General features: G+C 70.6%; 25 protein-coding genes and 1 tRNA gene. 16 read left to right on the plus strand and 10 right to left on the minus strand.

Translation table 11 applies throughout. The features are described from left to right. Position 1: 1 nt before the first annotated feature. From ACIHFB_RS20785 to ACIHFB_RS20795, 3 genes are all read right to left on the minus strand, one after another. Complete coding sequence (locus tag ACIHFB_RS20785; RefSeq protein WP_365271409.1) at positions 2-907, minus strand: OB-fold domain-containing protein; 906 nt, start codon at positions 905-907, stop codon at positions 2-4. After that, a complete protein-coding gene (locus tag ACIHFB_RS20790) occupies positions 904-2,079 on the minus strand; it encodes an acyl-CoA dehydrogenase family protein (protein ID WP_365271412.1) in 1,176 nt (391 codons plus the stop codon). The genes ACIHFB_RS20785 and ACIHFB_RS20790 overlap by 4 nt, the downstream gene beginning before the upstream one ends. A 363-nt stretch (positions 2,080-2,442) precedes the next feature. Further along, complete coding sequence (locus ACIHFB_RS20795; protein WP_210592196.1) at positions 2,443-2,766, minus strand: hypothetical protein; 324 nt, start codon at positions 2,764-2,766, stop codon at positions 2,443-2,445. A gap of 366 nt (positions 2,767-3,132) precedes the next feature. On the opposite strand from ACIHFB_RS20795, the gene ACIHFB_RS20800 reads away from it, so the two are divergent. Beyond that, positions 3,133-3,999 carry a bifunctional DNA primase/polymerase gene (locus tag ACIHFB_RS20800; RefSeq protein WP_400127570.1) on the plus strand — a complete coding sequence of 289 codons (867 nt, stop codon included), beginning with the start codon at positions 3,133-3,135 and terminating at the stop codon, positions 3,997-3,999. Between the two features lie 165 nt (positions 4,000-4,164). Here the strand turns inward: ACIHFB_RS20800 and ACIHFB_RS20805 are convergent. Further along, positions 4,165-4,251: transfer RNA gene (locus ACIHFB_RS20805), tRNA-Ser, on the minus strand. A 63-nt stretch (positions 4,252-4,314) separates the two neighbouring features. Further along, complete coding sequence (locus ACIHFB_RS20810) at positions 4,315-5,799, minus strand: S1C family serine protease (RefSeq protein WP_400127571.1); 1,485 nt, start codon at positions 5,797-5,799, stop codon at positions 4,315-4,317. Between the two features lie 310 nt (positions 5,800-6,109). Here ACIHFB_RS20810 and ACIHFB_RS20815 point away from each other — a divergent pair, with 310 nt between their 5' ends. The 3 genes from ACIHFB_RS20815 (at position 6,110) to ACIHFB_RS20825 (ending at position 8,835) form a co-directional block, all read left to right on the plus strand. Then, a complete protein-coding gene (locus ACIHFB_RS20815; RefSeq protein WP_365271422.1) occupies positions 6,110-6,937 on the plus strand; it encodes a glycerophosphodiester phosphodiesterase in 828 nt (275 codons plus the stop codon). A gap of 129 nt (positions 6,938-7,066) precedes the next feature. Then, positions 7,067-7,705, plus strand: a complete 639-nt coding sequence (locus ACIHFB_RS20820) for an ATP-binding protein (protein WP_400127572.1) — start codon at positions 7,067-7,069, stop codon at positions 7,703-7,705. A 164-nt stretch (positions 7,706-7,869) separates the two neighbouring features. After that, complete coding sequence (locus ACIHFB_RS20825) at positions 7,870-8,835, plus strand: DUF5926 family protein (RefSeq protein WP_400127573.1); 966 nt, start codon at positions 7,870-7,872, stop codon at positions 8,833-8,835. Positions 8,836-9,103: 268 nt separating this feature from the next. Here ACIHFB_RS20825 and ACIHFB_RS20830 read toward each other — a convergent pair whose 3' ends face one another. Both ACIHFB_RS20830 and ACIHFB_RS20835 read right to left on the minus strand, forming a co-directional pair. Beyond that, positions 9,104-9,637: a hypothetical protein gene (locus ACIHFB_RS20830; protein ID WP_365271430.1), complete on the minus strand. Its 534-nt coding sequence runs from the start codon at positions 9,635-9,637 to the stop codon at positions 9,104-9,106. A gap of 56 nt (positions 9,638-9,693) precedes the next feature. After that, positions 9,694-10,359, minus strand: coding sequence for a bifunctional DNA primase/polymerase (locus ACIHFB_RS20835; protein WP_400127574.1), 666 nt, complete (start codon positions 10,357-10,359; stop codon positions 9,694-9,696). A gap of 491 nt (positions 10,360-10,850) precedes the next feature. Here ACIHFB_RS20835 and ACIHFB_RS20840 point away from each other — a divergent pair, with 491 nt between their 5' ends. Together ACIHFB_RS20840 and ACIHFB_RS20845 are read left to right on the plus strand one after the other, a co-directional pair. Further along, positions 10,851-12,371: a PP2C family protein-serine/threonine phosphatase gene (locus tag ACIHFB_RS20840; RefSeq protein ID WP_365271436.1), complete on the plus strand. Its 1,521-nt coding sequence runs from the start codon at positions 10,851-10,853 to the stop codon at positions 12,369-12,371. A gap of 103 nt (positions 12,372-12,474) precedes the next feature. After that, complete coding sequence (locus ACIHFB_RS20845; protein WP_365271439.1) at positions 12,475-13,941, plus strand: aminopeptidase P family protein; 1,467 nt, start codon at positions 12,475-12,477, stop codon at positions 13,939-13,941. 95 nt (positions 13,942-14,036) lie between these two features. Here the strand turns inward: ACIHFB_RS20845 and ACIHFB_RS20850 are convergent, their stop codons facing one another. The 3 genes from ACIHFB_RS20850 to ACIHFB_RS20860 all read right to left on the minus strand — a co-directional run bounded on the left by ACIHFB_RS20850 (position 14,037) and on the right by ACIHFB_RS20860 (position 16,120). Then, the gene (locus tag ACIHFB_RS20850; RefSeq protein ID WP_365271442.1) at positions 14,037-14,858 is read right to left on the minus strand and encodes a triphosphoribosyl-dephospho-CoA synthase; all 822 of its coding nucleotides are present in this window, start codon (positions 14,856-14,858) and stop codon (positions 14,037-14,039) included. 195 nt (positions 14,859-15,053) lie between these two features. Beyond that, complete coding sequence (locus ACIHFB_RS20855; RefSeq protein WP_365271445.1) at positions 15,054-15,614, minus strand: GNAT family protein; 561 nt, start codon at positions 15,612-15,614, stop codon at positions 15,054-15,056. 59 nt (positions 15,615-15,673) lie between these two features. Continuing rightward, a complete protein-coding gene (locus tag ACIHFB_RS20860) occupies positions 15,674-16,120 on the minus strand; it encodes an ATP-binding protein (RefSeq protein ID WP_365271448.1) in 447 nt (148 codons plus the stop codon). Positions 16,121-16,391: 271 nt separating this feature from the next. Between ACIHFB_RS20860 and ACIHFB_RS20865 the strand changes: the two genes are divergently transcribed. The 10 genes from ACIHFB_RS20865 to ACIHFB_RS20910 all read left to right on the plus strand — a co-directional run bounded on the left by ACIHFB_RS20865 (position 16,392) and on the right by ACIHFB_RS20910 (position 26,409). Beyond that, the gene (locus ACIHFB_RS20865) at positions 16,392-17,186 is read left to right on the plus strand and encodes a hypothetical protein (protein ID WP_365271451.1); all 795 of its coding nucleotides are present in this window, start codon (positions 16,392-16,394) and stop codon (positions 17,184-17,186) included. Between the two features lie 181 nt (positions 17,187-17,367). Next, complete coding sequence (locus ACIHFB_RS20870; RefSeq protein ID WP_365271454.1) at positions 17,368-18,114, plus strand: YcnI family protein; 747 nt, start codon at positions 17,368-17,370, stop codon at positions 18,112-18,114. Between the two features lie 102 nt (positions 18,115-18,216). Beyond that, complete coding sequence (locus ACIHFB_RS20875; RefSeq protein WP_365271457.1) at positions 18,217-18,864, plus strand: SCO family protein; 648 nt, start codon at positions 18,217-18,219, stop codon at positions 18,862-18,864. Continuing rightward, a complete protein-coding gene (locus ACIHFB_RS20880) occupies positions 18,861-19,316 on the plus strand; it encodes a copper chaperone PCu(A)C (RefSeq protein ID WP_365271460.1) in 456 nt (151 codons plus the stop codon). The genes ACIHFB_RS20875 and ACIHFB_RS20880 overlap by 4 nt, the downstream gene beginning before the upstream one ends. Positions 19,317-19,331: 15 nt before the next feature. After that, positions 19,332-21,203, plus strand: a complete 1,872-nt coding sequence (locus ACIHFB_RS20885; protein ID WP_365271463.1) for a copper resistance protein CopC — start codon at positions 19,332-19,334, stop codon at positions 21,201-21,203. A gap of 9 nt (positions 21,204-21,212) precedes the next feature. Beyond that, positions 21,213-22,499: an iron uptake transporter deferrochelatase/peroxidase subunit gene (gene efeB, locus ACIHFB_RS20890; protein WP_400127575.1), complete on the plus strand. Its 1,287-nt coding sequence runs from the start codon at positions 21,213-21,215 to the stop codon at positions 22,497-22,499. 88 nt (positions 22,500-22,587) lie between these two features. Beyond that, on the plus strand, positions 22,588-23,520 hold the full coding sequence (pheA, locus tag ACIHFB_RS20895; protein WP_365271468.1) for a prephenate dehydratase: 933 nt from the start codon (positions 22,588-22,590) through the stop codon (positions 23,518-23,520). Positions 23,521-24,106: 586 nt separating this feature from the next. Next, the gene (gene serS, locus ACIHFB_RS20900) at positions 24,107-25,384 is read left to right on the plus strand and encodes a serine--tRNA ligase (protein WP_365271471.1); all 1,278 of its coding nucleotides are present in this window, start codon (positions 24,107-24,109) and stop codon (positions 25,382-25,384) included. Then, positions 25,381-26,184 (plus strand): HAD family hydrolase, encoded by an 804-nt coding sequence (locus tag ACIHFB_RS20905; RefSeq protein WP_365271473.1) that lies wholly within the window; start codon positions 25,381-25,383, stop codon positions 26,182-26,184. The genes serS and ACIHFB_RS20905 overlap by 4 nt, the downstream gene beginning before the upstream one ends. Before the next feature lie 48 nt (positions 26,185-26,232). After that, on the plus strand, positions 26,233-26,409 hold the full coding sequence (locus tag ACIHFB_RS20910; RefSeq protein WP_400127576.1) for a hypothetical protein: 177 nt from the start codon (positions 26,233-26,235) through the stop codon (positions 26,407-26,409). Positions 26,410-26,728 lie beyond the last annotated feature (319 nt).

Below are 26,728 nucleotides of genomic sequence, written 5' to 3' on the forward strand. Positions count from 1 at the left end.
CTCAGGCCTCGCCCTCGTGAACCCGGAAGACCGGCAGCACCAGCGCTCCGTCGGCGTCTTCGTACCGCTGGAATTCGAGCCGTACCGGCAGTCCGATGCGAACCTTGTCGTACGGCACCCCCACCACATTGCTGATCATCCGCACGCCTTCCGCGAGCGAGATCAGGCCGACCGCGTAGGGGGGGTCGAAGGCCGGGAACGGCGGGTGGTGCATCACCACATACGAATAGACCGTGCCCTCCCCGATCGCCTCCACCGTGTCCCAGTCCAGGCCCCCGCATGCATTGCAGCCCGGCAGCCAGGGAAAACGCAGGGTCGCGCAGTCGGTGCACCGCTGGATGAGGAGTTGTTGTCGCTCCACTCCCTCCCAGAAGCCGGCGTTGTCCCGGTTGATCACCGGTCGGGGGCGGGCGGCCTTCGGCTTTGTCCGCGCGGGGGCGTACTTGAGGATGCGGAAGCGGTGCCTGCCGACCACCTCCGGTCCCACCCGGACGTCCATACGGGTCGTGACGAAATACCCCGTGCCCAGCTTCGTCGTCTTGCGGTCCGACACCGACTCGATCACCGAGTCGAAGGTGATCTCGTCCCCGGGCCGCAGGGGGTGCAGATACTCCTGCTCGCAGTCGGTGGCGACGACCGAGGTGCAGCCCGCCTCGTCCAGGAGGGCGAGCAGTTCGTCATACGCCGGCGAGCGGCCCGCGTGGCCGGAGAGGCCGCCCATGGTCCACGCCTGGAGCATGGTGGGCGGGGCGATGGCGTCCGGTCCCGCATACGCCGGATTGGTGTCGCCCAGTGCTTCGCACCAGTGCCGGATCATCGGTTCGTTGACCGGATCCCTGCCCACGCCCACGACGGCGGACGCCTGCCCCTCATACGTCTTCAGCCGCACCCCCAACTCGTCGGTCACCGCCGCCCCCTCGTCATCCCGAGCCGCATCGTCGCCACGATCTCCCGCTGCACCTCGCTCACCCCGCCCCCGAATGTGTTGATCTGCGCCGCCCTGTTCAGCCGCTCCAGCTCGCCGTCCCCGAACACCCCCGGCGACCCCGAACGAACCAGCCCTGCCAGCCCGTCCGTCCCGATCGCGTGCTGACATATTCGGTACACCGCCACGGCCGATTCGGTTCCCGCGACTTTCACGCCGCTCGCGTCGCCGGGCGCGAGTCCGCCCGCTCCCACATCCCCCACCAAACGCCAGCTGAGCAGGCGCGATGCCGCCAGCCGGGCATGTGCCTCGGCCAACTGCGACCGCACCCACGGCTCGTCAACCCGGCGCCTTCCGGTCACCGGATCGGGGGTGCGTACGGCATGCAGCGCGGCCGCGTAGAAATCCTCGGCCTGCATGCCGAGCGCGGCGAGGGCGACCCGCTCGTGGTTGAGCTGGTTGGTGATGAGCGTCCAGCCCTCGTTCTCCGCGCCGACCAGATTCCCGGCCGGGACGCGGAGGTCGTCGTAGTACGTGGCCGTCGTGGTCTGCCCGCCGACCGTCTCGATCGGCGTCCAGGAGAAGCCGGGGGCGTCGGTGGGGACGAGGAGGACCGAGATGCCGCGGTGCTTGGGGGCGTCGGGGTCGGTCCGGCAGGCCAGCCAGATCCAGTCGGCGTGCTGGGCGCCCGAGGTGAAGATCTTCTGGCCGTCGACGACCCAGTCCCCGGCGCCGTCCCGTACCGCCCGGGTCCGCAGCGATGCCAGGTCGGTTCCTGCCGACGGCTCGCTGTAGCCGATCGCGAAGACGAGTTCCCCGCGCAGAATGCCCGGCAGGAAGGCTGCCTTCTGCTCCTCGCTGCCGTACTTCATCAGCGTCGGCCCGACCGTGTTCAGGGTGACCATGGAGACGGGCGCGCCCGCCCGGTACGCCTCGTCGAAGAAGACGAACTGCTCGTCCGCGCCCCGGCCTTGACCGCCGTATTCGACGGGCCATCCGAGCCCGAGCCAGCCGTCGGCGCCGATACGACGGCGCAGTGCACGCACGCGCGCGTGCTCGTCCGCCGCCGGTGGCCCGTCCGGCATGAGGTCCCGGAAGTACGTACGCAGCTCGGCGCGCAGCCGCTGCTGGCGCTCGGTGGGGGCAAGGTGCACGGTGGCGGCCCTCCGGGGCGTCGTAAGGGCGAGGAGTTTCTGACTGTCCGTCAGATGCCGTGCCCTGTCAAGGTCGTCGCTCCCAGACGGAGAACAGCCCCGTCCCGCACGGAGAACTCCCTGTCCCCGCACGGAGAACACCCCGCGTCCCGTACGGAGAACACCCCGTCCCGCACGGCAGAGACCCGCCCGCCTCGTGCCGAAAAACGCCTGCGCACCTCGTGCCAAAAACGCCTGCGCGCCTCGTGCCAAAAACGCCTGCGCGGCGGTGCCGAAGCACCGCCGCGCTGACGTGTTACCACCCCACAGAGCACACCCCACACGGGACTTCAGGACCGGCACCCGAGGGCCGGCCCTCCCGGCTCACCAGAGGGGGAGGAAGTTGACGGCGACGTTCTCGTTCCCCTGGTTGATGGCCGTGAAGGCGGAGCCGTCGACCTGGGCGGTGTTGCTCTGGTTCGAGGCGCCGGAGCCGACCGCCTGCTGCTGCGTGGTGGACGAGTTGCCGTTGTTGTCGTCGCCTACGCCGCTGCCGATGATGCCCGCGGAGGCCTCGGTGACGGTCGCGTTCGATCCGTCGTCCGCGATGGCGCCGTTGTCCGCCGTCGCGATGCCGGCGAACAGTGCCGCGGCGAGCGGGAGGGCGGAAACGGCGGCGATGACGCGGGCGGTACGGATGCTTGCCATGTTGTTCCTCCAGAACAAAGGACGCACCGGCTGCCGAGCCGAAAGTGCGCGTGGTACGTGAACTACGGCTGTTACCAAGGCAGTTGGCCGACCGCCTCGGTGTTGTGCACGACGTCGCGAGATCAGAGTTGCCCACCGAATCCCCGGCGAACCACCCCGGAAGCCCCGATTCGCCCTGAAGCGTGATGACAAGTCGATAAACCCCTTTGGTCACCTTGAGTCCCAGGCCGGGGCAGGCCGGACACTCCCTCCCCAAGCGCCACAAGGGGCGAAGCGTTCCGGCGCGTTTCCGGCCAACCTGCCCGCCCCGGCGAGTCGCGCTCGACCGCTCTTCCCTTTTTCGAACACGCGTACGAACATAGAGGCATGGCCACCACCGACCGGCAGGCCACGACGCTGGCCCTCGCACACGCCCTGTCAGCCGCGGAGCGCGGCCTGGCTGTCATCCCCCTGTCCCGGACGAAACTCCCGGCCCTGCGCTCCCCTCACCGCGACGACCCCACCACACCCCTCTGCCATGGCGAATGCGGTCACTTCGGACACGGGGTGTACGACGCCTCGACCGACCCGGCGCGCATCCGCGAACTGTTCGCCGCCGCACCCTGGGCCACCGGCTACGGCATCGCCTGTGGCCTGCCCCCGCACCATCTGATCGGCATCGACCTGGACACCAAGTCGGGTACGGACTCCTCGGCCGCCCTGCGCGAACTTGCCCTACGACACCTGTTCACCATCCCCGACACCGTCGTCGTCCTGACCCCCAGCGGCGGCCGTCACCTCTGGCTCAGCGGCCCGCCCGACGTCGTCGTCCCCAACTCCGCGGGCCGTCTGGCCCCCGGCATCGACATCCGCGGCGCCGGCGGCTACCTCGTCGGCCCCGGCTCCCGCACCGAGTACGGCGTCTACAGCACCGCCCCCGGCACCGCGCACCTCGCCCCCGCGGCCTGTCCCCCCGCCCTCCTGCGCCTCCTCCTCCCACCGCCCCGCACCCACCACCCCACACCCCCGTCGACCGGCGGACACGGCCAGGGCCTCGTCCAGTTCGTCCTCGCCGCCCACGAGGGACAACGCAACACCCGCCTGTTCTGGGCCGCCTGCCGCGCCTACGAGGACGGCATCGGCCCCGACCTCGTCGAACCGTTCGTCGAAGCAGCCCTCAACACCGGCCTCAACGAACGCGAGGCCCGCGCGACGATCGCGTCAGCGGCACGGATGACGGGGCACCAGCCATGAGGGTGCCGAGGGTGTGAGGCGCCGCTGCCGACGGTGACGTACGCGCGCGTCCCTTTCCGCGGGCCCGCGGGGAGCGGACGGATCGAGGAACGACGGTCACTCACAGACAGCGCGCAACACGACGGCCCCCGACCAAGTCACCTGGTCGGGGGCCGTCAATCTGCGCGGTGGGTGTGGGATTTGAACCCACGGTGACATCGCTGCCACGACGGTTTTCAAGACCGTTCCCTTAGGCCGCTCGGGCAACCCACCCCGCGCGGCCGCTGATCGGCTGCGCGGGGACAAGAGTAACGGGTTGGCACGCGTGCGTGGTGGTCAGCTGTCTCCGACTCGGGAGCCGAGGGTGAGGTCGACGGTCTGGGTCTGGCCGCCGCGGGTGTAGGTGATCTTGACCTTGTCGCCGGGCTGGTGGGTCCAGATCTCGCCGATCAGGGTGGGGCCGGAGTCGATCACCGTGTTGTCGAGCTTGGTGATGACGTCGCCGGGCTTGAGGCCGGCCTTGTCGGCGGGGCCGCCCGCCTCGACCGCGTCCGAGCCGCTGGTGGCCTGGTCGACGATCTTGGCGCCGTCGGTGGTGTCCTCCGTGGAGACGGAGGCACCGATCTTGGCGTAGACCGGTTCGCCATTCTTGATCAGCTGCTGGGCGACGTACTTGGCCTGGTTGATCGGGATGGCGAAGCCCAGCCCTATCGAGCCGGACTGGGCGGTGCCGCCCAGGCCGCCGTTGCTGGTGGACTGGATCGCGGAGTTGATGCCGATGACATTGCCCTGGGCGTCCAGCAGCGGGCCGCCGGAGTTGCCCGGGTTGATCGAGGCGTCGGTCTGGAGGGCGCTCATGTAGGACGCGTTGCTGCCGGTGCCGTCGCTGGAGGCCACGGGGCGGTTCTTGGCGCTGATGATGCCCGTCGTCACCGTGTTGGACAGGCCGAAGGGGGCGCCGATGGCGATGGTGGAGTCGCCGACGGCCACCTTGTCGGAGTCGCCCAGTGTCAGGGGCTTCAGGTTCGACGGGGCGTTCTCGAGCTTGATGACCGCGACGTCGTAACCCGCCGCGTGGCCGACGACCTCGGCGTCGTACTTCTTCCCGTCCGGGAAGGTCGCCGTCAGCTTGCCGCCGTCGACCGCCTCGGCCACCACGTGGTTGTTGGTGACGATGTGGCCCTGGGTGTCGAAGACGAAGCCGGTGCCGGTGCCGCCCTCACCGCTGGAGGACTCGGCCTCTATGGTGACGGTGCTCGGCAGCGCCTTGTCGGCCACGCCCGCGATGGTGCCCGCGTCGCGCTTGACGGAGCCGCCGCTGTCGGAGGCGGCGACGGTCGTGGAGTTACCGTCGTCGTTGTTCTTGGCCAGGGTGTAGCCGAGGCCGCCGCCCAGGCCGCCCGCGACCAGCGCGGCCACCAGGATCGCGGCGACCAGACCACCGCGTCCGCTGCGCGGCTTGGGGGCGGGCGGCGGGTAGCCGGCGCCCCAGCCCGAGCCTGCACCTCCGGCACCCCCGTCGGCGTACGAACCCACTCCCGCGGCGCCCGAGTCGGCGTACGTCGGGGTGGCCGGCGGCGGGGGCGGCCAAGAGGCGTCCGGGGCGGAACCGCTGCCCTGGGGAGTGTCGGGGCCGGGGGATCCGGCCGATGCGTAGGCGGGCGCGGTGTGGGCCGGCTCATGTTCCGGGGTGCCCGCCGGCACCGCCGGTATGGGAGCCGTCGGCGCGGCCGGCTGCGCGGAAGCTGCAGGAGATTCCACCGGCACGGGAGGTGCGGACGGGGCCGGGGGTACCGAAGTGCCCTCGTTCTCGGTGCTCACAGCTCTTCTCCTCGATCCACGGCTGTTGTTCTCGGTCGCACTCGGTCACGCTCTTTCACGCTTGTCGTCGGTCCGGCGCGATTCAGCTGTGCATGTGCTTTTGTATGCCGCCAGCTTTTCCCAACGGCCGTCAGAGCACCATAAGCGGTCCCTGTGCGTCCGAGGCCATCCCTTATATAGGACCTTTCGGGCACGGGTGGCGCATCTCGACTCCCCGGTCGCCACGCGCGCGTGCGACCGAGGTCTCGTGCGCGCGAGAGAGTGGGGTCGCGCCGTCACGTCTACCCCGTGGCGGTGGCACCATGACGCGGTGACCCCTGCACGACAGCACCGGATTCAAGTCGTCGCCCACCGCGGGGCCTCGGAAGAGGCGCCCGAGCACACCCTGGCCGCGTACAAGAAGGCGATCGAGGACGGTGCGGACGCCCTCGAGTGCGATGTACGGCTGACCGCCGACGGCCATCTCGTGTGCGTCCACGACCGCCGCGTCAACCGCACCTCCAACGGCCGTGGAGCGGTCTCCGCCCTGGAGCTCGCCGAGTTGGCGGCCCTGGACTTCGGCTCCTGGAAGAACCGGGACTCCTGGCGGATGCGGGACGAGGAGCCCGACTGGGAGCATCTGCCCGAGGACCCGGAGGACACCTCCGTGCTGACCCTGGAGCGGCTGCTCGAACTCATCGCCGACACCGGCCGCCGGGTGGAGCTGGCCGTCGAGACCAAGCACCCCACCCGCTGGGCGGGCCAGGTCGAGGAACGGCTGCTGCTCCTCCTGAAGCGCTTCGGGCTGGACGCGCCCGCCACACCGGCGGAGTCCCAGGTACGGATCATGAGCTTCTCGGCCCGCTCGCTGCACCGCGTGCGAGCCGCCTCGCCGACGCTGCCGACGGTCTATCTGATGCAGTTCGTCTCACCCCGGCTGCGGGACGGACGGCTGCCCGCGGGTGTCCGGTTCGCGGGCCCTTCGATCAGGATCGTGCGCAACCACCCGGCGTATGTCGAGCGCCTGAAGCGAGCCGGCCATCAGGTTCACGTCTGGACCGTGAACGAGCCCCAGGACGTCGATCTCTGCGTCGACCTGGGCATCGACGCCATCATCACCAACCGACCGCGCGAGGTGCTGCACCAGCTCGGTCGGTGAACCATGAAACGAAGCTTGACCCCCACAGGCCTCCTACAGCATTCTCCGATCTCGGCCACACCGGCGAAATTCAGCCACACGGTTACAGGGAGTGCTCCGGCGCGTTCGATCCGTATTCGATCGTTGCGAATGCGTCACTGCACGTGCATTGGCCGGTTTCCGGTTCAGGCCAATGGGGCATCCACACCGTGGCGTGGGGCAAAGGAGGTCTCGGGGGTGGCGTTGGTGGTGGCACAGGAGGTGCCCACGTCGTCGAGCATGGCCGTAGCCCATGGCCCTGCGGGCGTGGGCGAAGCGAGACACCGTATGCGCGATCAGCTGCGCACGGGTGGTGTGGCGGAAGCGGTCATCGACGATGCCGTATTGATTCTTTCCGAACTCTTGAGCAATGCGTGCAAGCACGGCCGACCGTTGGGCGACGCCCTGTCCGGGGACGGTGACGTCCGGGCCGCATGGCAGGTGGACACGCGCGGCAGGCTCACGGTCGAGGTGACGGACGGTGGTGGGCCCACCCGCCCTGCTCCGGCCACGCCCTCGGTCACCGCGCACGGCGGCCGCGGGCTGAACATCATCACCGCACTGGCCGACGACTGGGGCGTCCGGGACGACGCCCGCGGCGAGGTCACGGTGTGGGTCGTGGTCCACGACGACGTGCACGACAGGTCCGCAGGCCACCGGCGCGACGACTTCGCTACGCGTGTCACCGCTCCGCGGGTGTCCGCGATACCCGACCTGGACTTCGCGAACGCCTTCGACGACCGGGACTGAAGCACCGGTCCGCAGGACGCCGAGGGTCCCCCGCTCATGAGGCCCCCCGCGAAGCCGAGAGTGGGGGAGGGTCGGCCGCGTTGTCCACAGGGTTCCCGTCGGTCGTGGCGTAAACGGCTAGGCTCCCGCCGTACGAGACGAGCCGTAACCGGGAGACACCCAAGATGGCCAAGAAGCGACTCCAGACCAAGGCCCCGCGGCCGCAGCTCACGGACGGTGAGATCCCGGTTGTCGGTGCCCGCGAACCCTGCCCCTGCGGCAGCGGCCGCCGCTACAAGGCGTGCCACGGCCGGGCCGCCGCACAGGCGGTGACCGAGCTGGTGCAGCGCCCGTTCGAGGGCCTGCCGGGCGAATGCGACTGGGTGGCGCTGCGTGAGCTGGTCCCCGCCGCCACGGTGGAGCTGACGCTCAAGGAAGGCCTCCCCGAGGACATCCCCTCGGTCACCCTCGCCACGGTCCTGCCGATGGCCTGGCCCGCGCTGCGCCGCGACGACGGCTCGGTCCTGCTCGGCCTTCAGAACGACACGGCGTCCGGCGACATCAGCCGCGACCTCGCCGACACCCTCCAGCGCGCCCTCACCGCCAAGCCGGGCACACCCGTGCAGAGTCGCCGCGCGCCGGCCGACGGTCCGCGGTTGCAGGATCTGCTCGACCCGGAAGGCGCGTTCGAGCCAGTCGTGCACCCGGGCTTCGAGTTCTGGGTCCCGGACGCGGAGAACGCCACTCCGGAGGTGTCCGCCTCCCTGGAGCGGGCCAACGCCGCGGCCATCCCGACCGTGAAGCTGACCGGCGTGGACGCCGCGTACTGGTGCGAGACGCCGGAGAAGAACCACCTTCGGTGGGTCATGCCGCACCCGGAGGAGCAGCTTCTGGACGCCCTCGCGCGGCTGCACGCCGCCGGGGGATCGAGCCTCGGGGAGGGCACCCGGCTGGTGGGCTCCTTCCGCGGTCACGGGCTCACCGTCCCGGTCTGGGACCTGCCGAGCGGGGTCACCGCACAGGACATCGAGAAGCCGGCCGCCGAGTTCGCCGAGCGTCTCGCCACCGCGTTGGCCTCGGACGCTCCGCTCACCGCCGACGAGCGCCGCGCGCGCGGCGGCCTGACCAACCGACAGGTCACGCTCAGCTGAACTCACAGCTCCGGCTGACCGGTCGGTCAGCCGGAGCACGCCTTGACGGAACGGCCGACTCCGTCCACAACTCCCCGTTGCGGCAGGCAAGTCGGTGTCCGAATAGCCGAGCAAAACGCGAGATCGAATTTGCGAACAGCCGATCTCTTGTTACCGTTCCAGTAGCCCGGTTGCTGGTGCATCCCCCGTCGCCAGCAACCGGGTCTTTCTGTGCGGGCCTCCCCGAGACGGTGCGAGGCCGGGCGCGAGGGAGAAACCCCGTCGTCCGTCAACCGCCCGCAGGCGCCCCGGAGTTGCTCCCCGACCGCAGCAGCAGCGGCCCCTGCCCGGCTTGAGCCGCGAACTCCGCAACCGCGCTGTAGGCATCCAGGTTCCCCCGCGTGCGCTCACGCGGCGTCTCACAGGTGGCCGGCTCGTCCCCGGCGTCGATCATGCAGCGCATCTGGAGCGTGCGCCCGCCCGGCCCCATGAGGCTCAGCACGGAGTCCAGCGCGCCGCCGGTCACATTGCGGTAGTAGGTGCGCGCCCAGGTGGTCTCGCCCTGGGTCATCACACAGGTCTGCGCCTCGATGCCGTCGGGCGAGGTGAGTTCGGGACCACAGCGGGCGGCGGTGGCCAGGCCCAGGCCGAGCAACCCCGGAGGGTCGGTGGGTTCGGCGGAGGGGGCCTTGGCGTCAGCGCGACGGGACGGCCGTACGTCGTCGGCGTCCCGGTCGCCCACGGGCCCCGCGGACGCAACAGCCAGCGGCAGCGCGATCGCGCATGCCGCCACGCCCGCGAGGGCGAGTAGGCGAATGTTCATGAAGGGGACGATAACGACCAGAATGGGGCGCTCGGTTCCACGCGCGCCCGACACCCTTACAACTCGGGCGCGCTCACACCCGTACGAGTGAGTGCTTCAACCACCGCGTCCACCACGGCCTCGACGTCGGGCACCCACGGGGAGGCCGAGCCGGGAAGTGGTGCGCGCTCCCAGCGGATCTGCCCCAGACCGGTTTCGGACGGGGGCAGTGCCAGATAGCCGCCCTCGCCGTGGAAGCGGAGGGAGCCCGGGACGAAGTCCTGGGCGTACAGCAGTTCGCCCAGCTGCTCCATGGAGTACGGCTTCACGAGCAGCGCCCACCGGGTGGGCGAGGCCACGACCGGGCCGAGGCGCATGCCCATGCGGTCGAGCGCGCCCAGGGCGCGGGCGGCCGGCAGGGCGGGCAGGGACACCGCGCACGGAGCCGTCCCGCCGGTGGCCAGGACGATCGGCGCGGCGGGCCGGTTGGTCCACCACCAGCGCACCATGCGCGCGTCGGTGGTGGCCGCGAGGAGGCCTGGGTCGAAGGGGTGTGCGCCGGGCACCGTGCACTCCGGGTCGGGGCAGGCGCAGCGGGAGCGCCCCTGCGGGTCCGCCGCCACGCCCGGGAGTACGGGCCACTGCCATTCGGCCGCGTAGGTCAGGGCGGCGCCGATCAAGTCAGGCCTCCCGTCATTGTGCTGGGACAGGAGCCTGCGTCGCTTTCCGAGGATCTCGCGCATGAGCGCTCGTTCCTTTCCGTTGCACCGCTGGCAACACCGTGGACCACATCACACCATGTGTCGATCACTTCACTGTGCGTACCTATTGGCGCATCACACCCCTGCCTCAGGCATGGGGAACCCCTATGGGCCGAGCGTTGCAGCTTCCGCGGCAGCCTCGTCCATACTGCGTCGTTCGAAAGCACGGGCGTGGCGTGGGGTGGCGAAGTCTGGCGTTTTGCTGTCGCGCGTGTTTCTCTTCGCCTCCGCCACGGGAGGATGGGGCACGGTCGTCGGTGGCTAAGACGCCCGGGTCCGTCGCCAGGTTCCGGGTGGTTCCCAACCACCCCTGGCCTTCACCGAGTACGTACCCATCACGACCGCTGTGACGCTCTGTGGAGCAAGGCCAGTCGACCGCAATAGGGCGTTACCCGAGGCAGTTTTAAGCCAACTTTGCTATTCCGCAAGAGGTCTACCGAAACCCCACGGACACCAGGAATCCCAGCAGGACAATGCTGGACATCCCCTCACGAGTGCGTGTACATGTGGAGACACTGCTAGCGGCGCAGAATGACATGGGGGTTTGCGATGCTATCGAGCAATACGCACCGGTCGGAAAGCCGGACGCCATGACCGCCCCGCACGCTCCGAAAGTGGCTGGAATCGATTCAACGGTTCCCTCGCCCGCACACACTGTCGCGCCCGCGCCCGCGGCCTCCGAAAACACGGCCACCACAGCCGTACCCTCTCCCAACCCTCCAGGCGCACTGCTCCAGGACCGCCTCGCCGGCTGGGTCTCGGATCTGACGACCCTCCACGAACTCACCGAACGCCTGACCCGCACCGACGCACTGGCGGACGCCCTCCAGGAAGTGCTGCGCGCCGGAGCCGCCCTCGTGGGCGCCCGGCGCGGTCTCGTCGTGCTGGAACCCGGCGACGGACTGGGGCCGGACACGACCATCGGCCTGGGCCTCGCCCGCGCCGATCTCGGCCACATCGAGACCGTGCCGCGCGGTGCGATGCCCTTCGGCCGGATCCTCGACGGCCTGCCCGGCAGCGCGAGCGAGATCGCCCAGCCCGATCTGTTCGCCGAGGACGGCCTCGACCCCCGGCACCGCGAGGTCGCCGCCCGCCTCGGCTACGCCGCCAGCTACGCCCTCCCCCTGTCCACCACCACCGCCGGCTGCCTCGGCGCCGCCGTCTGGCTCTACGACGAGCCCGCCGAGCCGGTCGAGCGACAGCGGCACCTCGTCGGCCTGTACGCCCGCTACGCCACCGAGCATCTGGCCCGGCTGCTCGAAGTCGAGCGCACGCGCGCGTGCCTGACGACGATGGCCGAGGAACTGCTCCCCTCACGGCTGCCGCGGGTGGCCGGCATGCAGCTCGCCGTCCGGCACCGCACCGGCCCGCGTGGCGGCGGCGACTGGTACGACGCGCTGCCGCTGCCGGACGCCGCGCTCGGCCTGGCCGTGGGCTCCGTGACCGGCTCCGGGCCCAGCGCCATCGCCGCGATGGGACGACTGCGGGCGTCCCTGCGCGCGTACGCCGTGATGGAGGGCGAGGACCCGGTCGCCGTCCTGTCGGACCTGGAGCTGCTCCTCAGGCTCACCGAGCCCGCCCGGTCCGCCACCGCCCTGTTCGCCTACTGCGAGCCCGCGCTGCGCAAGATCACGCTGGCCGGGGCCGGACACAGCCCGCCGCTGCTGATCGGCGAGCGGCGCACGGAGTTCGTGGAGACCTCCGTGTCCGCGCCGCTGGGCATGCTCGCCTGCTGGGAGGCGCCGAGCGTGGAACTCCAGGTGGAGCCCGGGGAGACGGTGCTGCTGTACACCGACGGGCTGCTGCACCGCACCGGCGACCCCACCGACCGCGCCTTCGCCCGGCTGCACGCCGCGGCGGCCGGAGTGCCCAGGGCGCTGCGCCGGGACCCGGACGCCATCGCCGACCACATCCTGCGGACCGTGCTGCCGGACGGGCAGGACGAAGCGGAGTCGGCGGAGGACGTCGTCCTGCTCGCCGCTCGTTTCGAGTAACCGGCCGCTGGTTTCCGGTAGCTGCCGGTAACAGGTCTTCCGACCCTGGGCCCCCTTCCTCGCGACCGTACGATGGACGGGGTCCAGTGCCGTATCTAGGAGGATGACCGTGGCCGACGAACTCACCCCGGAGACCCCGGAGACTGAGTCGGAGAAGCCGATCAAGCAGCGCAAGAACGGCCTGTACCCGGGCGTGTCCGACGAGCTGGCCGAGAACATGAAGTCCGGCTGGGCCGACACGGAGCTGCGCGACCTGCGGCCGATCGTCCAGGCCGCCGAGACCGCCGCGCGGCGCTCCGCGTTGTCGGCGCGTTTCCCGGGCGAGCGGCTGGTGATCCCCGCGGGCAACCTGAAGACCCGCTCGAACGACACCGAGTACGCCTTCCGGGCGTCCGTCGAGTACGCGTACCTCACCGGGAACCAGACCGAGGACGGCGTGCTCGTCCTGGAGCCCGTCGCGGACGGCCACAAGGCGACGATCTACCTCCTGCCGCGCTCCGACCGCGAGAACGGCGAGTTCTGGCTCTCCGGCCAGGGCGAGCTGTGGGTCGGCCGCAGGCACTCGCTGAGCGAGGCCGAGAAGCTGTACGGCATCCCGGCCGCGGACGTGCGCAAGCTGGCCGACGCGCTGACGGAGGCCACGGGTCCGGTCCGCGTCGTGCGGGGTTACGACGCCGCCATCGAGGCCGCTCTGCACGACAAGGTCACCGCCGAGCGGGACGCGGAGCTGCGGGTCTTCCTGTCCGAGGCGCGGCTGGTCAAGGACGAGTTCGAGATCGGCGAGCTCCAGAAGGCCGTCGACTCCACCGTGCGTGGCTTCGAGGACGTGGTGAAGGTCCTCGACAAGGCCGAGGCGACCTCCGAGCGGTACATCGAGGGCACGTTCTTCCTCCGCGCGCGCGTCGAGGGCAACGACATCGGCTACGGCTCCATCTGCGCGGCCGGCCCGCACGCCTGCACGCTGCACTGGGTGCGCAACGACGGACCCGTGCGCTCCGGTGAGCTGCTGCTGCTGGACGCCGGCGTCGAGACGCACACGCTGTACACGGCCGACGTCACGCGCACACTGCCGATCAACGGGCGGTTCAGCGAGATCCAGAAGAAGATCTACGACGCCGTGTACGAGGCCCAGGAGGCCGGGATCGCGGCGGTCCAGCCGGGTGGGAAGTACCGGGACTTCCATGACGCAGCGCAGCGGGTGCTGACCGAGCGGCTCGTCGAGTGGGGGCTGGTCGAGGGGCCGGTGGAGCGGGTGCTGGAGCTGGGGCTTCAGCGGCGGTGGACGTTGCACGGCACCGGGCACATGCTCGGCCTCGACGTCCATGACTGTGCGGTCGCGCGGACCGAGACGTATGTCGACGGCACCTTGGAGCCGGGGATGTGCCTGACGGTCGAGCCGGGGCTGTACTTCCAGGCCGATGACCTGACCGTGCCGGAGGAGTACCGGGGCATCGGTGTGCGGATCGAGGACGACATTCTGGTGACGGAGGACGGGAACCGGAATCTGTCGGCCGGGCTTCCTCGCCGGTCCGACGAGGTCGAGGCGTGGATGGCTTCGCTGAAGGGTTGAGTTTCGGGTGCGGGTGCTTCGTGGCTGGTCGCGCCGTTCCCCGCGCCCCTGGCGGCGTCACCCTGCACCTGCGTGTGTCAGGCGACCCCCGCTCGTCAACCGACCGTCGTCGGAAGCGAGTCCAGGAACAGGGCTCCCGCCAGCAGCCCCGCGCTGCCGCGGGGGCTCCACGCGCGCGTGTGGAGGTCGGTGTCGAGGGCGAGCAAGGCGTCCCGGCCCGCCTCCGTCGCCGTACCGCCCGCTTCCATGACACCCCTCGCGCCCGCCTGGACATGGCGCAGGCCCAGCGGGCCCGCCGTGTAGAGCAGCTCGGTGTCCTGGAGGGTGGACATCACGGTGAGCAGGGCGTCGAGCCGGGCCTCGCCCTCTGTGGCGCCGGCCGAGCGGGACGTGGTGAGCGCGTCCAACGCCCGCCGTACGTGCGGGAATCCGGCGCGGGCCTCGCCGCGGGCGCCCGCCGCGCCGTATTTGGCGGACACCGAGGAGCCCCGGGAGGGCCTGCGCGGGGCGCGCTTGTCGGGGTGGGCGGCGATTCGCTTGGCGGCTGCGGCCACGTCGAGCGCCCGGGCACGGGGGTCGAGGGCGGCCGCGGCCACCAGCAGGCCGAGCGCCCACAGGGCACCCCGGTGACCGCCGCCCGCGAGCCCCACGGAGTGTTCGGTGCAGCGCCCTATCGCGCCCAGTTCGGCACGTAGTCCGGGAGTGGGCTCGCCGGTGCGGCGGGCCGCCGCGGCCATCGCCGCGAGGCCGGGCGCGAGCGCCTTGGCCGACCAGCGCAGGGCGCAGTGGTCCACCCGTGTGACGCGGGCGCCGAGGTCACGTGGGTCGGGCAGGCCGGGCTTGGGAGCGAGCGCCAGCTGTCCGGTCAGCGCGGCCACGGCGGCCTGCGCCAGCGTCTCGTCCTCGCGGCTCGTCATCGTCGTGCCTACGAAGACGCCGCGGCCGACGGGGCGTCGCTCGGCGGGGTACCGGGCGGCGACGTACCGTCCGCGCCGCTGGTGATCGTGTTGTCCCTGTGGTTTCCCGTCACGGTCCGGAACGTATGGACGGCGCCCGTCAGGGAGATTTGACGGCGCTGTGCGTCGGCTGTGAATGCCGAGGAAGCTGAAGCCTCACAGTCGCGGGTCGTCGTCGTGCAGGATCCGCTGGAACATCCGGTGGTCGCGCCACTCTCCGTTGATGTGGAGGTAGCGCGGGGCGGTGCCGATCGGCTCGAATCCGCACTTCGCCAGCACACGTTGGGATCCGGTGTTGTCCAGCAGCGTGGTGGCCTCGATCCGGTGCAGTCCGACGCTGTCGCGTGCGATGCGGCACACCTGCTCCACGGCGGCGGTCGCCAGACCGCGGCCCTGGTGGTCGGCGGCGATCCAGTACCCGAGGTAGGCGCTGCAGAAGGGCCCCAGGGTGATGCCGGTCAGATTGACGGTCCCGACGATCCGGTCGCCGGAGTCGAGGACCCAGGGGACCGTCCGGCCCTCGGTGAACTCCCGCATCCGTGCCTCGATGCGTTCCGCATGACCCTCGACGGTGAAGAAACTCTCCGGGCGGCGCGGCTCCCAGGGAGCGAGAAAGTCCCGGTTCTCGATATAGGCCGCACAGAGCGCGGACGCGTCCGACGGGGCGGTGAGCCGCAGTGTCACACCACCCGGCAGCTCTTCGGTTCCTGTCTCCATCCGTCCAGCCTAGAGATCAAGGAGATCTCGTCACCGTCGGTGGGCCGGATCCGGCGCGGCTACACCGCGACCAACTGGGCGTCCTTCTTCCACTTGAGGATCTTGTCGAAGCTCACCACAGCGCCCCCCCGCCCCGGTTTGTTGCCGATCTGGACGTGGTCGGCGAGCTCCCGGATGAGCCACAGGCCGCGGCCGTGTTCGGCTTCGCTGCGGGAGGTGCGCACGCTCGGCGGGCCGGTGAAGCCCGGCCCTGAATCGACCACTTCGATGCGGCACTTCTCGCCGTCGAGGTAGGCGGTGACGCGGTAGGCCTCCGAGGAACCGCCGTGCCCGGTGTCGCCGCCGTGCTCCACGGCATTCGCACAGGCCTCGGTGAGGGCGACGGAGAGGTCGTACGAGATGTCGGGGTCGACGCCCGCGCTCTCCATGGTGCCGAGCAGGAGCCGCCGGGCGAGCGGAACGCTCGCAGCCTCGCGCCGCAGATGGAGTGACCACCAGATGCTCATGCTCCAGCCTCCTGGCCGCGGCTCGACATACCGTTACGTATTGCCGTAAGTGCCCGGGTGTAAGCGCATCGTTGACGTGATGCCGCCCATACGGCCGATGCGCCGCAGGTGGCAGTCGGTGTATGCGGGTGGCACTGAACAGCGCATCCGGGGTGAGAGTGCGCGGGACATGTGCGGGCGGCTCGTACCAGAAGGTGATCTTCGGGTCGTACGCCATCTTGCGGACCTGCCGTATGGGACCCATAAGGCCAGTGCAATGATTGGGCCCGCCATGACTGCCCCCCACCAGCGCCGGGCGCGCTCCGGACGTGATCTCCGGATCCTGAGGGCCGCGGTGTTCGCCGCGGTCTGCGTCGTGCTGGCCGCCGCCGGGCACACCCTCGCCTCCTGCGCCACGGTGCCGCTGTGGACGCTGGGCGCGGGATTCCTGGGGGTCTTCATGGTGGCGGCGCCGCTCGCCGGGCGGGCGCGCTCGCTGCCGGGGATCGCGACGCTGCTCACGCTCGGGCAGGTGGTGCTGCACGCGCTGTTCGGACTGGGGCAACACGGCTCCACCGTCCCGTCCTCGACCGACACCACCTTGGTCGCGCAGGCCGCGCGCATCGTGTGCGGGTCCGCGGCGGCGGCGATCAGCCCCGCGCAGGCCCAGCAGATCCTCACCGAGGCACGCCTCCACCCGATGGACATGCCCACCCATCATGCGTCGGACGCCGTCGCCGTGCCCGCGGACTCCGCCATGTCCCTGTTGCCGTCGCTGCCGATGCTGCTCGGGCATGTCCTCGCGGCGATCGCCGCCGGGTGGCTGCTGCGCCGGGGGGACCTGGCGCTGCTGCGGCTCATCGAGCTGTCGGCACACGGGGTCGCCGAGGCGGCGCTCGTACGGTCCCTGCGCGGGGCGCTCGCGCTGGCGCGCGCACTGTGCGCCGGGTTGCCGACCGCACCGGAAGCCGGTCCGCGCCTGCCGCGCACCGTGCCGCCCGCGCCACCGAGGCCCCACACCACCGCACTCCAGCACACGGTGATCAGGCGCGGCCCGCCCGCCACCGGGCTCGTCCTCGCCGCCTGACGCGACGCAGCCTCCACTTCGCTTTCCCTTCGTACCGAGTACGGATCCGGAGAGGTCGCCGTCGCGCGGCACACGTGCGTGCCTGTGATTCCCGGGGCTCGTCTTCGATGAGCCTCCACGCGCGCGTACCCCTCTTCCTCACCGGAAATCCGCTGACTCTCACCTGAAGTGGAGTGCCCCTATGAAGGCCTCTCGTCTCGCCGCCGCCGGTGCCGTCGCCGCCTCGGCCGTCGTCGTCCTGTCCTCCCCCGCGTTCGCGCACGTCAGCGTGCAGCCCGAGGGCGCTGCCGCCAAGGGCGGTTACGCGGTCATCGACTTCAAGGTCCCCAACGAGCGCGACGACGCCTCGACCACCAAGCTCGAGGTCAACTTCCCGACCGACCACCCGCTGGCGTCCGTGATGCCGGAGCCGGTCCAGGGCTGGAGCATCAAGACCACCAAGTCCAAGCTGGCCAAGCCCGTCGAGTCGCACGGCGAGAAGATCTCCGAGGCGATCACCAAGGTCACCTGGACGGCGACCGGCTCGGGCACCGCCAAGGGCATCCAGCCCGGCTTCTTCGAGAAGTTCCCGGTCTCCATCGGCGCGCTGCCCGAGGACGCCGACGAACTGACCTTCAAGGCGCTCCAGACCTACTCCAACGGCGACGTCGTGCGCTGGATCGAGGAGCAGCAGGAGGGCCAGGAGGAGCCCGAGAACCCGGCTCCGGTGCTCGCCCTGTCCGCCGCCACCGAGGACGGCCACCACGGCGCGGAGGCGAGCGAGGAATCGAGCCAGGAGCCCGCCGCCTCGACCACCACCACCGCCGCCGCCGAGTCCGACAGCAGCGACACCACCGCCCGCGTGCTCGGCGTCGTCGGCATCGTCGTCGGCGTGGTGGGCGTGGCGTACGGCGTGCTCGCCGGCCGTCGGCGCACCGACAACGCCTGAGCCCTTCCCCCTCGGTGCGCGCTGGGGCGCGTGCAACGGACCTCATCAGCGTCCGTACGCCCCCGGCGCGCACCGGAGTTCACACATCTGGGACATTTTTATATGCGCAAGAAGACGTTCGCGGCGGCCGCGCTGCTCGCCGCCGCCACCCTGACCCTCTCCGCCTGCGGCAGCGGTGACAGCAACGCACCCGTCGCCGTGGTCTCCGAGGAGGCCGGCTCGGACAAGGCCGCCACCGTCCTCGACCAACCCTTCGAGAAGCCGGACCTCGTCCTCAAGGACACGAGCGGCAAGTCGTACGACCTCCGCAAGGAGACCCAGGGCCATCCGACCCTGATCTACTTCGGCTACACCAACTGCCCCGACGTCTGCCCGCTGACGATGAACAACATCGCCGTCGCCAAGAAGCAGCTGTCCAAGGCCGAGCAGGACGAGCTGCGCGTCGTGTTCGTCACCACCGACCCCGACCGCGACACCCCGGCGGCGCTCGGCAAGTGGCTCAAGGGCATCGACCCGCAAGTGGTCGGCCTGACCGGCGACTTCGCCACCATCCAGGCCGGCGCCCGCACCCTGGGCATCTCCATCGAGCCGCCGCACAAGGAGAAGGGCAAGATCGTCTCCACGCACGGCACGCAGGTGATCGCCTTCTCCCCGAAGACCGACGGCGGTTATGTCCTGTACGGCGAGGACGCCACCGTCGACGACTACACCACGGACCTCCCCAAGCTGATCAAGGGTGAGAACCCGTGAGGCGGCTCGCCGCGACCGCCGCCGCCCTGGTGGGCACCCTGACCCTGGCCGGCTGCGGCGGCTCGGCCTCCGCGGACACCGAGCCCGAACTGTCCGTCGGCACCGCCTACATGCCGCAGCCGGTCTCCGACTCCATGGCGGCGGGCTTCCTGACGATCGACAACAAGGGCGGCACGAAGGACGAACTGACCTCCGTCACCAGCGACGCCGGCGAGGTCACCGTGCACGAGACCGTCGACTCGTCGATGCAGGAGGTCACCTCCCTCGACGTACCCGCACACGGTCAACTCGTGTTCAAGAGCGGCGGAAACCATCTGATGTTCGAGAAGCTGAAGCGGAAGCCGAAGCAGGGCCAGACGCTGTCCGTCGAACTGCACTTCGCGGAGTCCGACCCGATCACGGTTGAGATGCCGGTGAAGTCGGCGACGTACAACCCGAAGACCGGGCACTGAGGGAGGGATCCACCTGTGACACAGACCATCGCCCCCCGCCTGAGGACCCTGGTGCTGCTGCTCCTGGCCGCGACCGGGCTGCTCCTCGCCGGGGCCGGGCAGGCCTCCGCGCATGCCGCGCTGACCGGCAGCGACCCCCAGCAGGGGACGGTGGTCGACAAGGCTCCGGCCCAGGTGTCGCTGACCTTCTCCGAGCAGGTCTCGTTGTCCGACGACTCGCTGCGCGTGCTCGACCCCAAGGGCAAGCGGGTCGACAGCGGTGCCGCGTCCGAGCTGAGCGGGACGACGTACGCCGTGAAGCTGCACAGCGGCCTGCCCGACGGCACGTACACCGTCTCCTACCAGGTCGTCTCCGCGGACAGCCATCCCGTCGCCGGCGCCTACACCTTCTCCATCGGCGCCCCCTCGTCCACCTCCGTCTCGGTGGCCGAGGAGACCGTGGGCGGCGGGGTCGTCGGCTGGCTGTACGGGTTCGGGCGGTACATGTCGTACGCCGGTTTCATCGTGCTGGTCGGCGGGGCCGCCTTCGTACTGGCCTGCTGGCAGCGCGGCTCCGGGGTGCGTGCCCTGCAACGGCTCGTCGTCTCCGGATGGGTCGCGCTCACCGCGGCCACCCTCGGGCTGCTGCTCCTGCGCGGCTCCTACACCAGCAGCGGGAAGGTCGGCGACATCTTCGACCTGGAGCTGCTCGGGCAGGTGCTCCAGACCAAGACCGGCGCGGCCCTCGTCTCCCGGCTGCTGCTGCTCGCCGCGGCGGCGCTGTTCATCTCGGTGCTGTTCGGGGCGTACGACAAACGGGAGGACGAGGAGAAGCGGGACCTGACCTTCGGGCTCGCGGTCGGCGGGGTCGTGGTGGCCGCCGGGCTCGCGGCGAGCTGGGCGATGTCCGAGCATGCCTCGGTCGGGATCCAGGCCGCGATCGCGATGCCGGTCGACGTCGTCCATCTGCTCGCCGTCGCGGCCTGGCTCGGCGGGCTCACCGCACTGCTCCTCGCGCTGTACCGGGCGCCCACGGACAACCCGCTCGACAGCGCCGCCGTACGCCGCTTCTCGACCGTCGCCTTCGGCAGCGTCGTCGCGCTGGTCGCGACCGGGATCTACCAGTCCTGGCGCCAGCTCGGCTCATGGTCGGCGTTCACCGACACGACGTACGGCCAGCTGCTGCTCGTCAAGATCGGGCTCGTGGCGCTGCTCGTCGGCGTCGCGTACATCTCGCGGCGCTGGACGGCGCGGCTGGCGGAGACGGTGCCCGCGCGGGCCAAGGTCGTCGAGAAGGAGCCCGCCGGCGCCCGGGCGGGCGGCAACTCCAAGCGGGCCGCGCAACTCGCCCGGCAGCAGGCGGCGATGGACGCGGCCCGGCAGAAGCGGTCACGGGACTCCGATCCCAACCGGTTCGGGCTACGGCGCTCCGTGCTCGCGGAGGCGGGCGTCGCCGTCGTCCTGCTCGCCGTCACCACGGTGCTGACGCAGACCGAGCCGGGGCGCACGGAGGAGGACGCCAAGGCGGCCACCTCGTCCGCGGCTTCCTCCTCGGACTCGGCTTCCGGGGCGCTGACCCTGGACATGCCGTTCGACACGGGCGGAAAGGACGGCAAGGGCATCGTCACGGTCGACCTCGACCCCGCGGGCGTGGGCGCCAACGAGATGCACGTCTATGTGGCGCGGCCCAACAGCCGGGCCTTCGACGTCCCCGAGGTGAAGGTCGCCTTCACTCTGGAGTCCAAGGACATCGGGCCGCTGCCCGTCACCCCCGACCACATCACCACCGGCCACTGGTCGGCGAGCGGAGTGCAGATCCCCATGGCGGGCGAGTGGAAGATCGCCGTGACCGTACGGACCTCCGACATCGACCAAGTGACCGTCGACAAGAACGCGCAGATCGGCTGAACGTCCATCATGGCTGACCACACGTCCATTCCGGAGGCCCGCAGCGCTGACCCGGCTCCGGGGAAGGCCGCCTCCGAAGAGGGCATTTCGCGGCGGAAGCTCCTCGGCACCGCCGGCGCCACCGGGCTCGTCCTCGGCACGGCGGGCGGTGCCGTGGGATACGCGTCGGCGCCCTCCGAGGCCACGCCGCTCACCTCGCTCGGCGCCGAACAGGTGATGTTTCACGGGAAACATCAGCCCGGGATCACCGAGGGCCTCCAGGCCCGCGGGCACCTGGTCGCCTTCGACCTGACGGCGGGCGCCGGGCGCAAGGAGGCGGCCGCGCTGCTGAAGCGCTGGTCGGAGACGGCCCGCCGGCTGATGGCGGGGGAGGCCGCCCAGCAGGACGACACGGACGTCACACGGGATGCCGGGCCGTCCTCGCTGACGGTCACCTTCGGCTTCGGGCACAGCTTCTTCGCCCGCACCGGCCTGGAGAAACAGCGGCCGATCTCCCTGGACCCGCTGCCCGACTTCTCCTCCGACCACCTCGACAAGAACCGCAGCAACGGCGATCTGTGGGTGCAGATCGGCGCCAACGACGCCCTGGTCGCCTTCCACGCGCTGCGCGCCCTCCAGCGGGACGCGGGCAGCGCGGCCCGTATCCGCTGGCAGATGAACGGCTTCAACCGCTCGCCGGGCGCCACCGCCCACCCCATGACGGCACGCAACCTCATGGGCCAGATCGACGGCACCCGCAACCCCAAGCCGAGCGAGTCCGACTTCGACCAGCGGATCTTCGTGCCGGCGTCGGGCGCGAAGGACCCGGAGTGGATGGGATACGGCTCCTACGCCGTCGTACGCCGGATCCGCATGCTCCTCGACGACTGGGAGCAGTTGTCGGTCAGGGCGCAGGAGGACGTCATCGGGCGCCGCAAGTCCGACGGGGCCGCGCTGTCCGGGGGCAGTGAGACGAGCGAGATGGACTTGGAGAAGACGGACGCCCAGGGGAATCTCGTGGTGCCCATCAACGCCCATGCCCGTATCACCCGGCCCGACCAGAACGGTGGGGCGGCCATGCTGCGGCGGCCCTTCTCGTACCACGACGGCTACGACGCGGACGGGGTGCCGGACGCGGGGCTGCTGTTCGTCTGCTGGCAGGCGGATCCGCTGCGCGGCTTCGTGACGGTGCAGCGGAAGCTGGACCGGGGGGACGCGCTGTCGAAGTTCATCCGGCATGAGGCGAGCGGACTGTTCGCGGTGCCGGGCGGGGCGGCGGAGGGGCAGTACGTGGGGCAGAAGTTGCTGGAGGGGTGAGAGTTGCCGGAGGGGTGACAGAGCCCTGCCGGTGGGGCCCCGGTGAGATGCGTGGGCCGCGTCATCGGGGGCCCATTAGGGTGAGGTCATGCCAGCCAGCTATGCGTATCTCGGCCCTGAAGGCACCTTCACCGAAGTCGCCCTGCGCACGCTTCCCGAGGCGGCCACCCGGGAGCTGATCCCCTACGTGTCCGTCCAGTCCGCGCTCGACGCGGTCCGCGGCGGCGAGGCCGAGGCCGCGTTCGTACCGATCGAGAACTCCGTCGAGGGCGGCATCACGACCACGCTCGACGAGCTGGTCGCGGGCGCCCCGCTGATGATCTACCGCGAGGTGCTGCTGTCGATCACCTTCGCGCTCCTGGTCCGGCCGGGCACGAAGCTGACGGACATCAAGACGGTCTCCGCCCATCCGGCGGCCCAGCCGCAGGTGCGGAACTGGCTGAAGAACAACCTCCCGGACGCGCACTGGGAGTCGGCCGCCTCGAACGCGGACGCCGCACGTCTGGTCCAGGAGGGCCAGTACGACGCCGCCTTCGCGGGCGAGTTCGCGGCCGCCCGGTACGGCCTGGAGGCCCTGGAGACCGAGATCCACGACGCGGAGAACGCCCAGACGCGATTCGTGCTGGTGGGCCGGCCCGCCCGGCCCGCGGCGCCGAGCGGCGCGGACAAGACGTCCGTCGTGCTGTGGCAGCGTGACGACCACCCCGGCGGGCTGCGCGATCTGCTGGGCGAGTTCGCCACCCGGGGCATCAACCTGATGCTGCTCCAGTCCCGGCCCACCGGGGCCGGCATCGGCAACTACTGCTTCTGCATCGACGCCGAGGGCCATATCTCGGACCGCCGGGTCGCCGAGGCGCTCATGGGGCTCAAGCGGATCTGCCTCCAGGTGCGCTTCCTCGGTTCGTATCCGCGCGCCGACGTCAAGCCCGGGGATGTGCCGCCTCCGTCGTCGTGGGCCTCGGACGAGGAGTTCGCGTCGGCGGCGGACTGGGTGGCGCGCTGCCAGGACGGGCGGTTCTGAGCCCGGGTACGGGCGGGCAGACGGCACATGACGCGTGGGTTGCGGACGGGTTTCGGCCAGTCCTACCTGCTGATTTACGTTATCCACAGGAGTTATCCACAGGGTGCCATCTCGACCTGGGGACAAGTCGACAACGAAGCGCGACTCAGTCGACAAATCGGCGCGCAGGGGACAAGTTCGTCCACAGCCCCAGTGGTCACTCTTCGTCCACCCGTTTACTTTGGCCAATCCTTTGGGGCGACCCATTTCCACCCGAAAGTGGGGGTGGGGCCGGTTTGACTCAGGAATTCCTCGGCCCGCGAGCCCGATTCGGAATGATCACTGGCTGTATCCACAGATCTTTCGCACAGCCTGTGGATAACTCTTCAAGGCCGTCGCGCCCTGTGGACAACAGGCCCCCCAAGTCCCGTTCCCCGCAAGGAAATCGAGTCAACCAGGCGCCGCCCCGATGCCCCGTTCCAGGGAGTGAGACACCTTTTATTGACACACGGTGCAATTCACTCATAACTGAACGTAAGCCCCGGTTCGGGCATCGCTCGGAATAGTGAGTCGTGGGCCGTCAGTCCGCACCGGTAGCCTTGGCCGCGTGATTGACCTTCGCCTGCTCCGTGAGGACCCTGACCGTGTGCGTGCGTCGCAGCGCGCCCGTGGAGAGGACGTCGCGCTCGTCGACTCTCTGCTGTCCGCCGACGAGCGGCGCAGGTCGTCCGGCGTCCGCTTCGACGAGCTGCGCGCCGAGCAGAAGGCGCTCGGCAAGCTGATCCCCAAGGCCTCGGGGGACGAGAAGGCCGAGCTGCTGAAGAAGGCGGGCCAGCTCGCCGCCGACGTCAAGACGGCCGACGCGGAGCGCGACGCGGCCGACACCGAGACCCAGGAGTTGCTGCTCCGGCTGGGCAACCTCGTCCACCCGGGTGTGCCCGTGGGCGGCGAGGAGGACTTCGTCGAGCTGGAGACGCACGGCACGATCCGCGACTTCGGCGCCGAGGGCTTCGAGCCCAAGGACCACCTGGAGCTCGGCCAGCTGCTCGGTGCGATCGACGTCGAGCGCGGCGCCAAGGTCTCCGGCTCCCGCTTCTACTTCCTGACCGGAGTCGGCGCGCTCCTCGAACTCGCCCTGGTCAACGCGGCGATCGGACAGGCCACGGCCGCCGGCTTCACACCGATGCTGACGCCGGCGCTGGTCCGCCCGCAGTCGATGGCGGGCACCGGCTTCCTCGGCCAGGCCGCCCAGGACGTGTACCACCTCGACAGCGACGACCTCTACCTGGTCGGCACCTCCGAGGTACCCCTCGCCGCGTACCACATGGACGAGATCATCGACGCCGACCGCCTCCCGCTGCGGTACGCGGGCTTCTCGCCCTGCTTCCGCCGCGAGGCCGGCTCGCACGGCAAGGACACGCGCGGCATCTTCCGCGTCCACCAGTTCGACAAGGTCGAGATGTTCTCGTACGTCGCCCCGGAGGACTCGCAGGCCGAGCACCAGCGCCTGCTGGAGTGGGAGAAGCAGTGGCTGACGTCGCTGGAGCTGCCGTTCCGCGTCATCGACGTCGCGACCGGTGACCTGGGCTCCTCGGCCGCCCGCAAGTTCGACTGCGAGGCGTGGATCCCGACCCAGGGCAAGTACCGCGAGCTGACCTCGACCTCGGACTGCACCGAGTTCCAGTCCCGCCGCCTGTCCATCCGCTTCCGCGACGGCAAGCAGGTCAAGCCGCTCGCCACGCTGAACGGCACGCTGTGCGCCGTCCCGCGCACGATCGTGGCGATCCTGGAGAACCACCAGCAGGCCGACGGCTCGGTCTACGTGCCCGAGGTGCTGCGTCCCTACCTGGGCGGCCGAGAGGTCCTGGAGCCGGTGGCCAAGTGAGCGCCGCTTTCCCCTATCGGCTCATCGCGACCGACCTCGACGGAACGCTGCTGCGCTCCGACGAGTCGGTCTCGCAGCGCACCCGCGAGGCACTCGCCGCGGCCACGGAGGCCGGCGCCGCGCACATCGTGGTGACCGGCCGCGGGGTCCCGTGGACCCGGCACATCCTGGACGACCTCGGCTACGAGGGCCTCGCGGTCTGCGGCCAGGGCGCGCAGGTGTACGACGCCGGGGAGCACCGTCTCCTGACGTCGGTGACGCTGGACCGGCAGCTGGCCGGCGTGGCCCTCGCGAAGATCGAGGCCGAGGTCGGGCCCCTGTACCTGGCGGCGAGCCGCGACGGGCTGGACGGCGAGGTGCTGGTCGGACCGGGCTACGCGGTCACGGGGACGCTGCCGTCGACGCCGTTCACGGACGCGAGCGACCTCTGGGTGGCCCCGCTGAACAAGATCTACATACAGCACCCTCAGCTGTCGGACGACGAACTGGCAGAAGCCTCTCGCCGGGCCGCGGGCGGTTTCGTCAACGTCGCCATGGCCGGCGAGGGCATCGTCGAGCTGCTCCCGCTGGGCCTGTCCAAGGCCACGGGCCTTTCGCTGGCCGCGCGTCGACTGGGCGTGAAGGCCACGGAGACGATTGCCTTCGGCGATATGCCCAATGACGTCCCGATGTTCGGGTGGGCAGCGTACGGGGTGGCGATGGCCAACGCCCATGAGCAGCTCAAGGCAGTGGCGGACGAGGTGACGTCTTCCAACGAGGAGGACGGGATCGCGGTGGTCGTGGAGCGCCTGCTGAGCTGAGCCGCAACGGCCGTGGGCGGTCGTTCCGCCGGGGAGGACGGGAACGCGGTGATCGTGCAGCGCCTGCTGAGCCGAGCGGCAACCGCCGTGGGCAGCGGTTCCGCCCGGGAGGACGGCATCGCGTCGGTCGTGCAGCGCCCGCTGAGTCGAGCGGCAACCGCCGTGGGCGGCGGTTCCGCAGGGGAAGACGGCATCGCGTCGGTCAGGCACCGCCTGCTGAGCTGAACCGCAACCGCCGCGGCCAGCCGTCCCGCCCGGGAGGACGGCATCGCGTCGGTCGTGCAGCGCCCGCTGAGCCGAGCGGCAACCGCCGTGGGCAGCGGTTCCGCCCGGGAGGACGGCATCGCGTCGGTCAGGCACCGCCTGCTGAGCTGAACCGCAACCGCCGCGGCCAGCCGTCCCGCCCGGGAGGACGGCATCGCGTCGGTCGTCCAGCGCCCGCTGAGTCGAGCGGCAACCGCCGTGGGCAGCGGTTCCGCCCGGGAGGACGGCATCGCGTCGGTCAGGCACCGCCTGCTGAGCTGAACCGCAACCGCCGCGGCCA

Source organism: Streptomyces sp. NPDC051963, from assembly GCF_044593495.1.
In the GTDB taxonomy this organism is placed as follows: Bacteria; Actinomycetota; Actinomycetes; order Streptomycetales; family Streptomycetaceae; genus Streptomyces.

Coding starts and splice junctions, on each gene's coding strand:
- ACIHFB_RS20795 (WP_210592196.1), bottom strand. CDS start 2,766: ATGGCAAGCATCCGTACCGCCCGCGTCATCGCCGCCGTTTCCGCCCTC.
- ACIHFB_RS20800 (WP_400127570.1), top strand. CDS start 3,133: ATGGCCACCACCGACCGGCAGGCCACGACGCTGGCCCTCGCACACGCC.
- ACIHFB_RS20820 (WP_400127572.1), top strand. CDS start 7,067: ATGCGTCACTGCACGTGCATTGGCCGGTTTCCGGTTCAGGCCAATGGG.
- ACIHFB_RS20825 (WP_400127573.1), top strand. CDS start 7,870: ATGGCCAAGAAGCGACTCCAGACCAAGGCCCCGCGGCCGCAGCTCACG.
- ACIHFB_RS20830 (WP_365271430.1), bottom strand. CDS start 9,637: ATGAACATTCGCCTACTCGCCCTCGCGGGCGTGGCGGCATGCGCGATC.
- ACIHFB_RS20835 (WP_400127574.1), bottom strand. CDS start 10,359: ATGCGCGAGATCCTCGGAAAGCGACGCAGGCTCCTGTCCCAGCACAAT.
- ACIHFB_RS20840 (WP_365271436.1), top strand. CDS start 10,851: ATGCTGGACATCCCCTCACGAGTGCGTGTACATGTGGAGACACTGCTA.
- ACIHFB_RS20845 (WP_365271439.1), top strand. CDS start 12,475: ATGACCGTGGCCGACGAACTCACCCCGGAGACCCCGGAGACTGAGTCG.
- ACIHFB_RS20850 (WP_365271442.1), bottom strand. CDS start 14,858: ATGACGAGCCGCGAGGACGAGACGCTGGCGCAGGCCGCCGTGGCCGCG.
- ACIHFB_RS20855 (WP_365271445.1), bottom strand. CDS start 15,614: ATGGAGACAGGAACCGAAGAGCTGCCGGGTGGTGTGACACTGCGGCTC.
- ACIHFB_RS20860 (WP_365271448.1), bottom strand. CDS start 16,120: ATGAGCATCTGGTGGTCACTCCATCTGCGGCGCGAGGCTGCGAGCGTT.
- ACIHFB_RS20865 (WP_365271451.1), top strand. CDS start 16,392: ATGACTGCCCCCCACCAGCGCCGGGCGCGCTCCGGACGTGATCTCCGG.
- ACIHFB_RS20870 (WP_365271454.1), top strand. CDS start 17,368: ATGAAGGCCTCTCGTCTCGCCGCCGCCGGTGCCGTCGCCGCCTCGGCC.
- ACIHFB_RS20875 (WP_365271457.1), top strand. CDS start 18,217: ATGCGCAAGAAGACGTTCGCGGCGGCCGCGCTGCTCGCCGCCGCCACC.
- efeB (WP_400127575.1), top strand. CDS start 21,213: ATGGCTGACCACACGTCCATTCCGGAGGCCCGCAGCGCTGACCCGGCT.
- pheA (WP_365271468.1), top strand. CDS start 22,588: ATGCCAGCCAGCTATGCGTATCTCGGCCCTGAAGGCACCTTCACCGAA.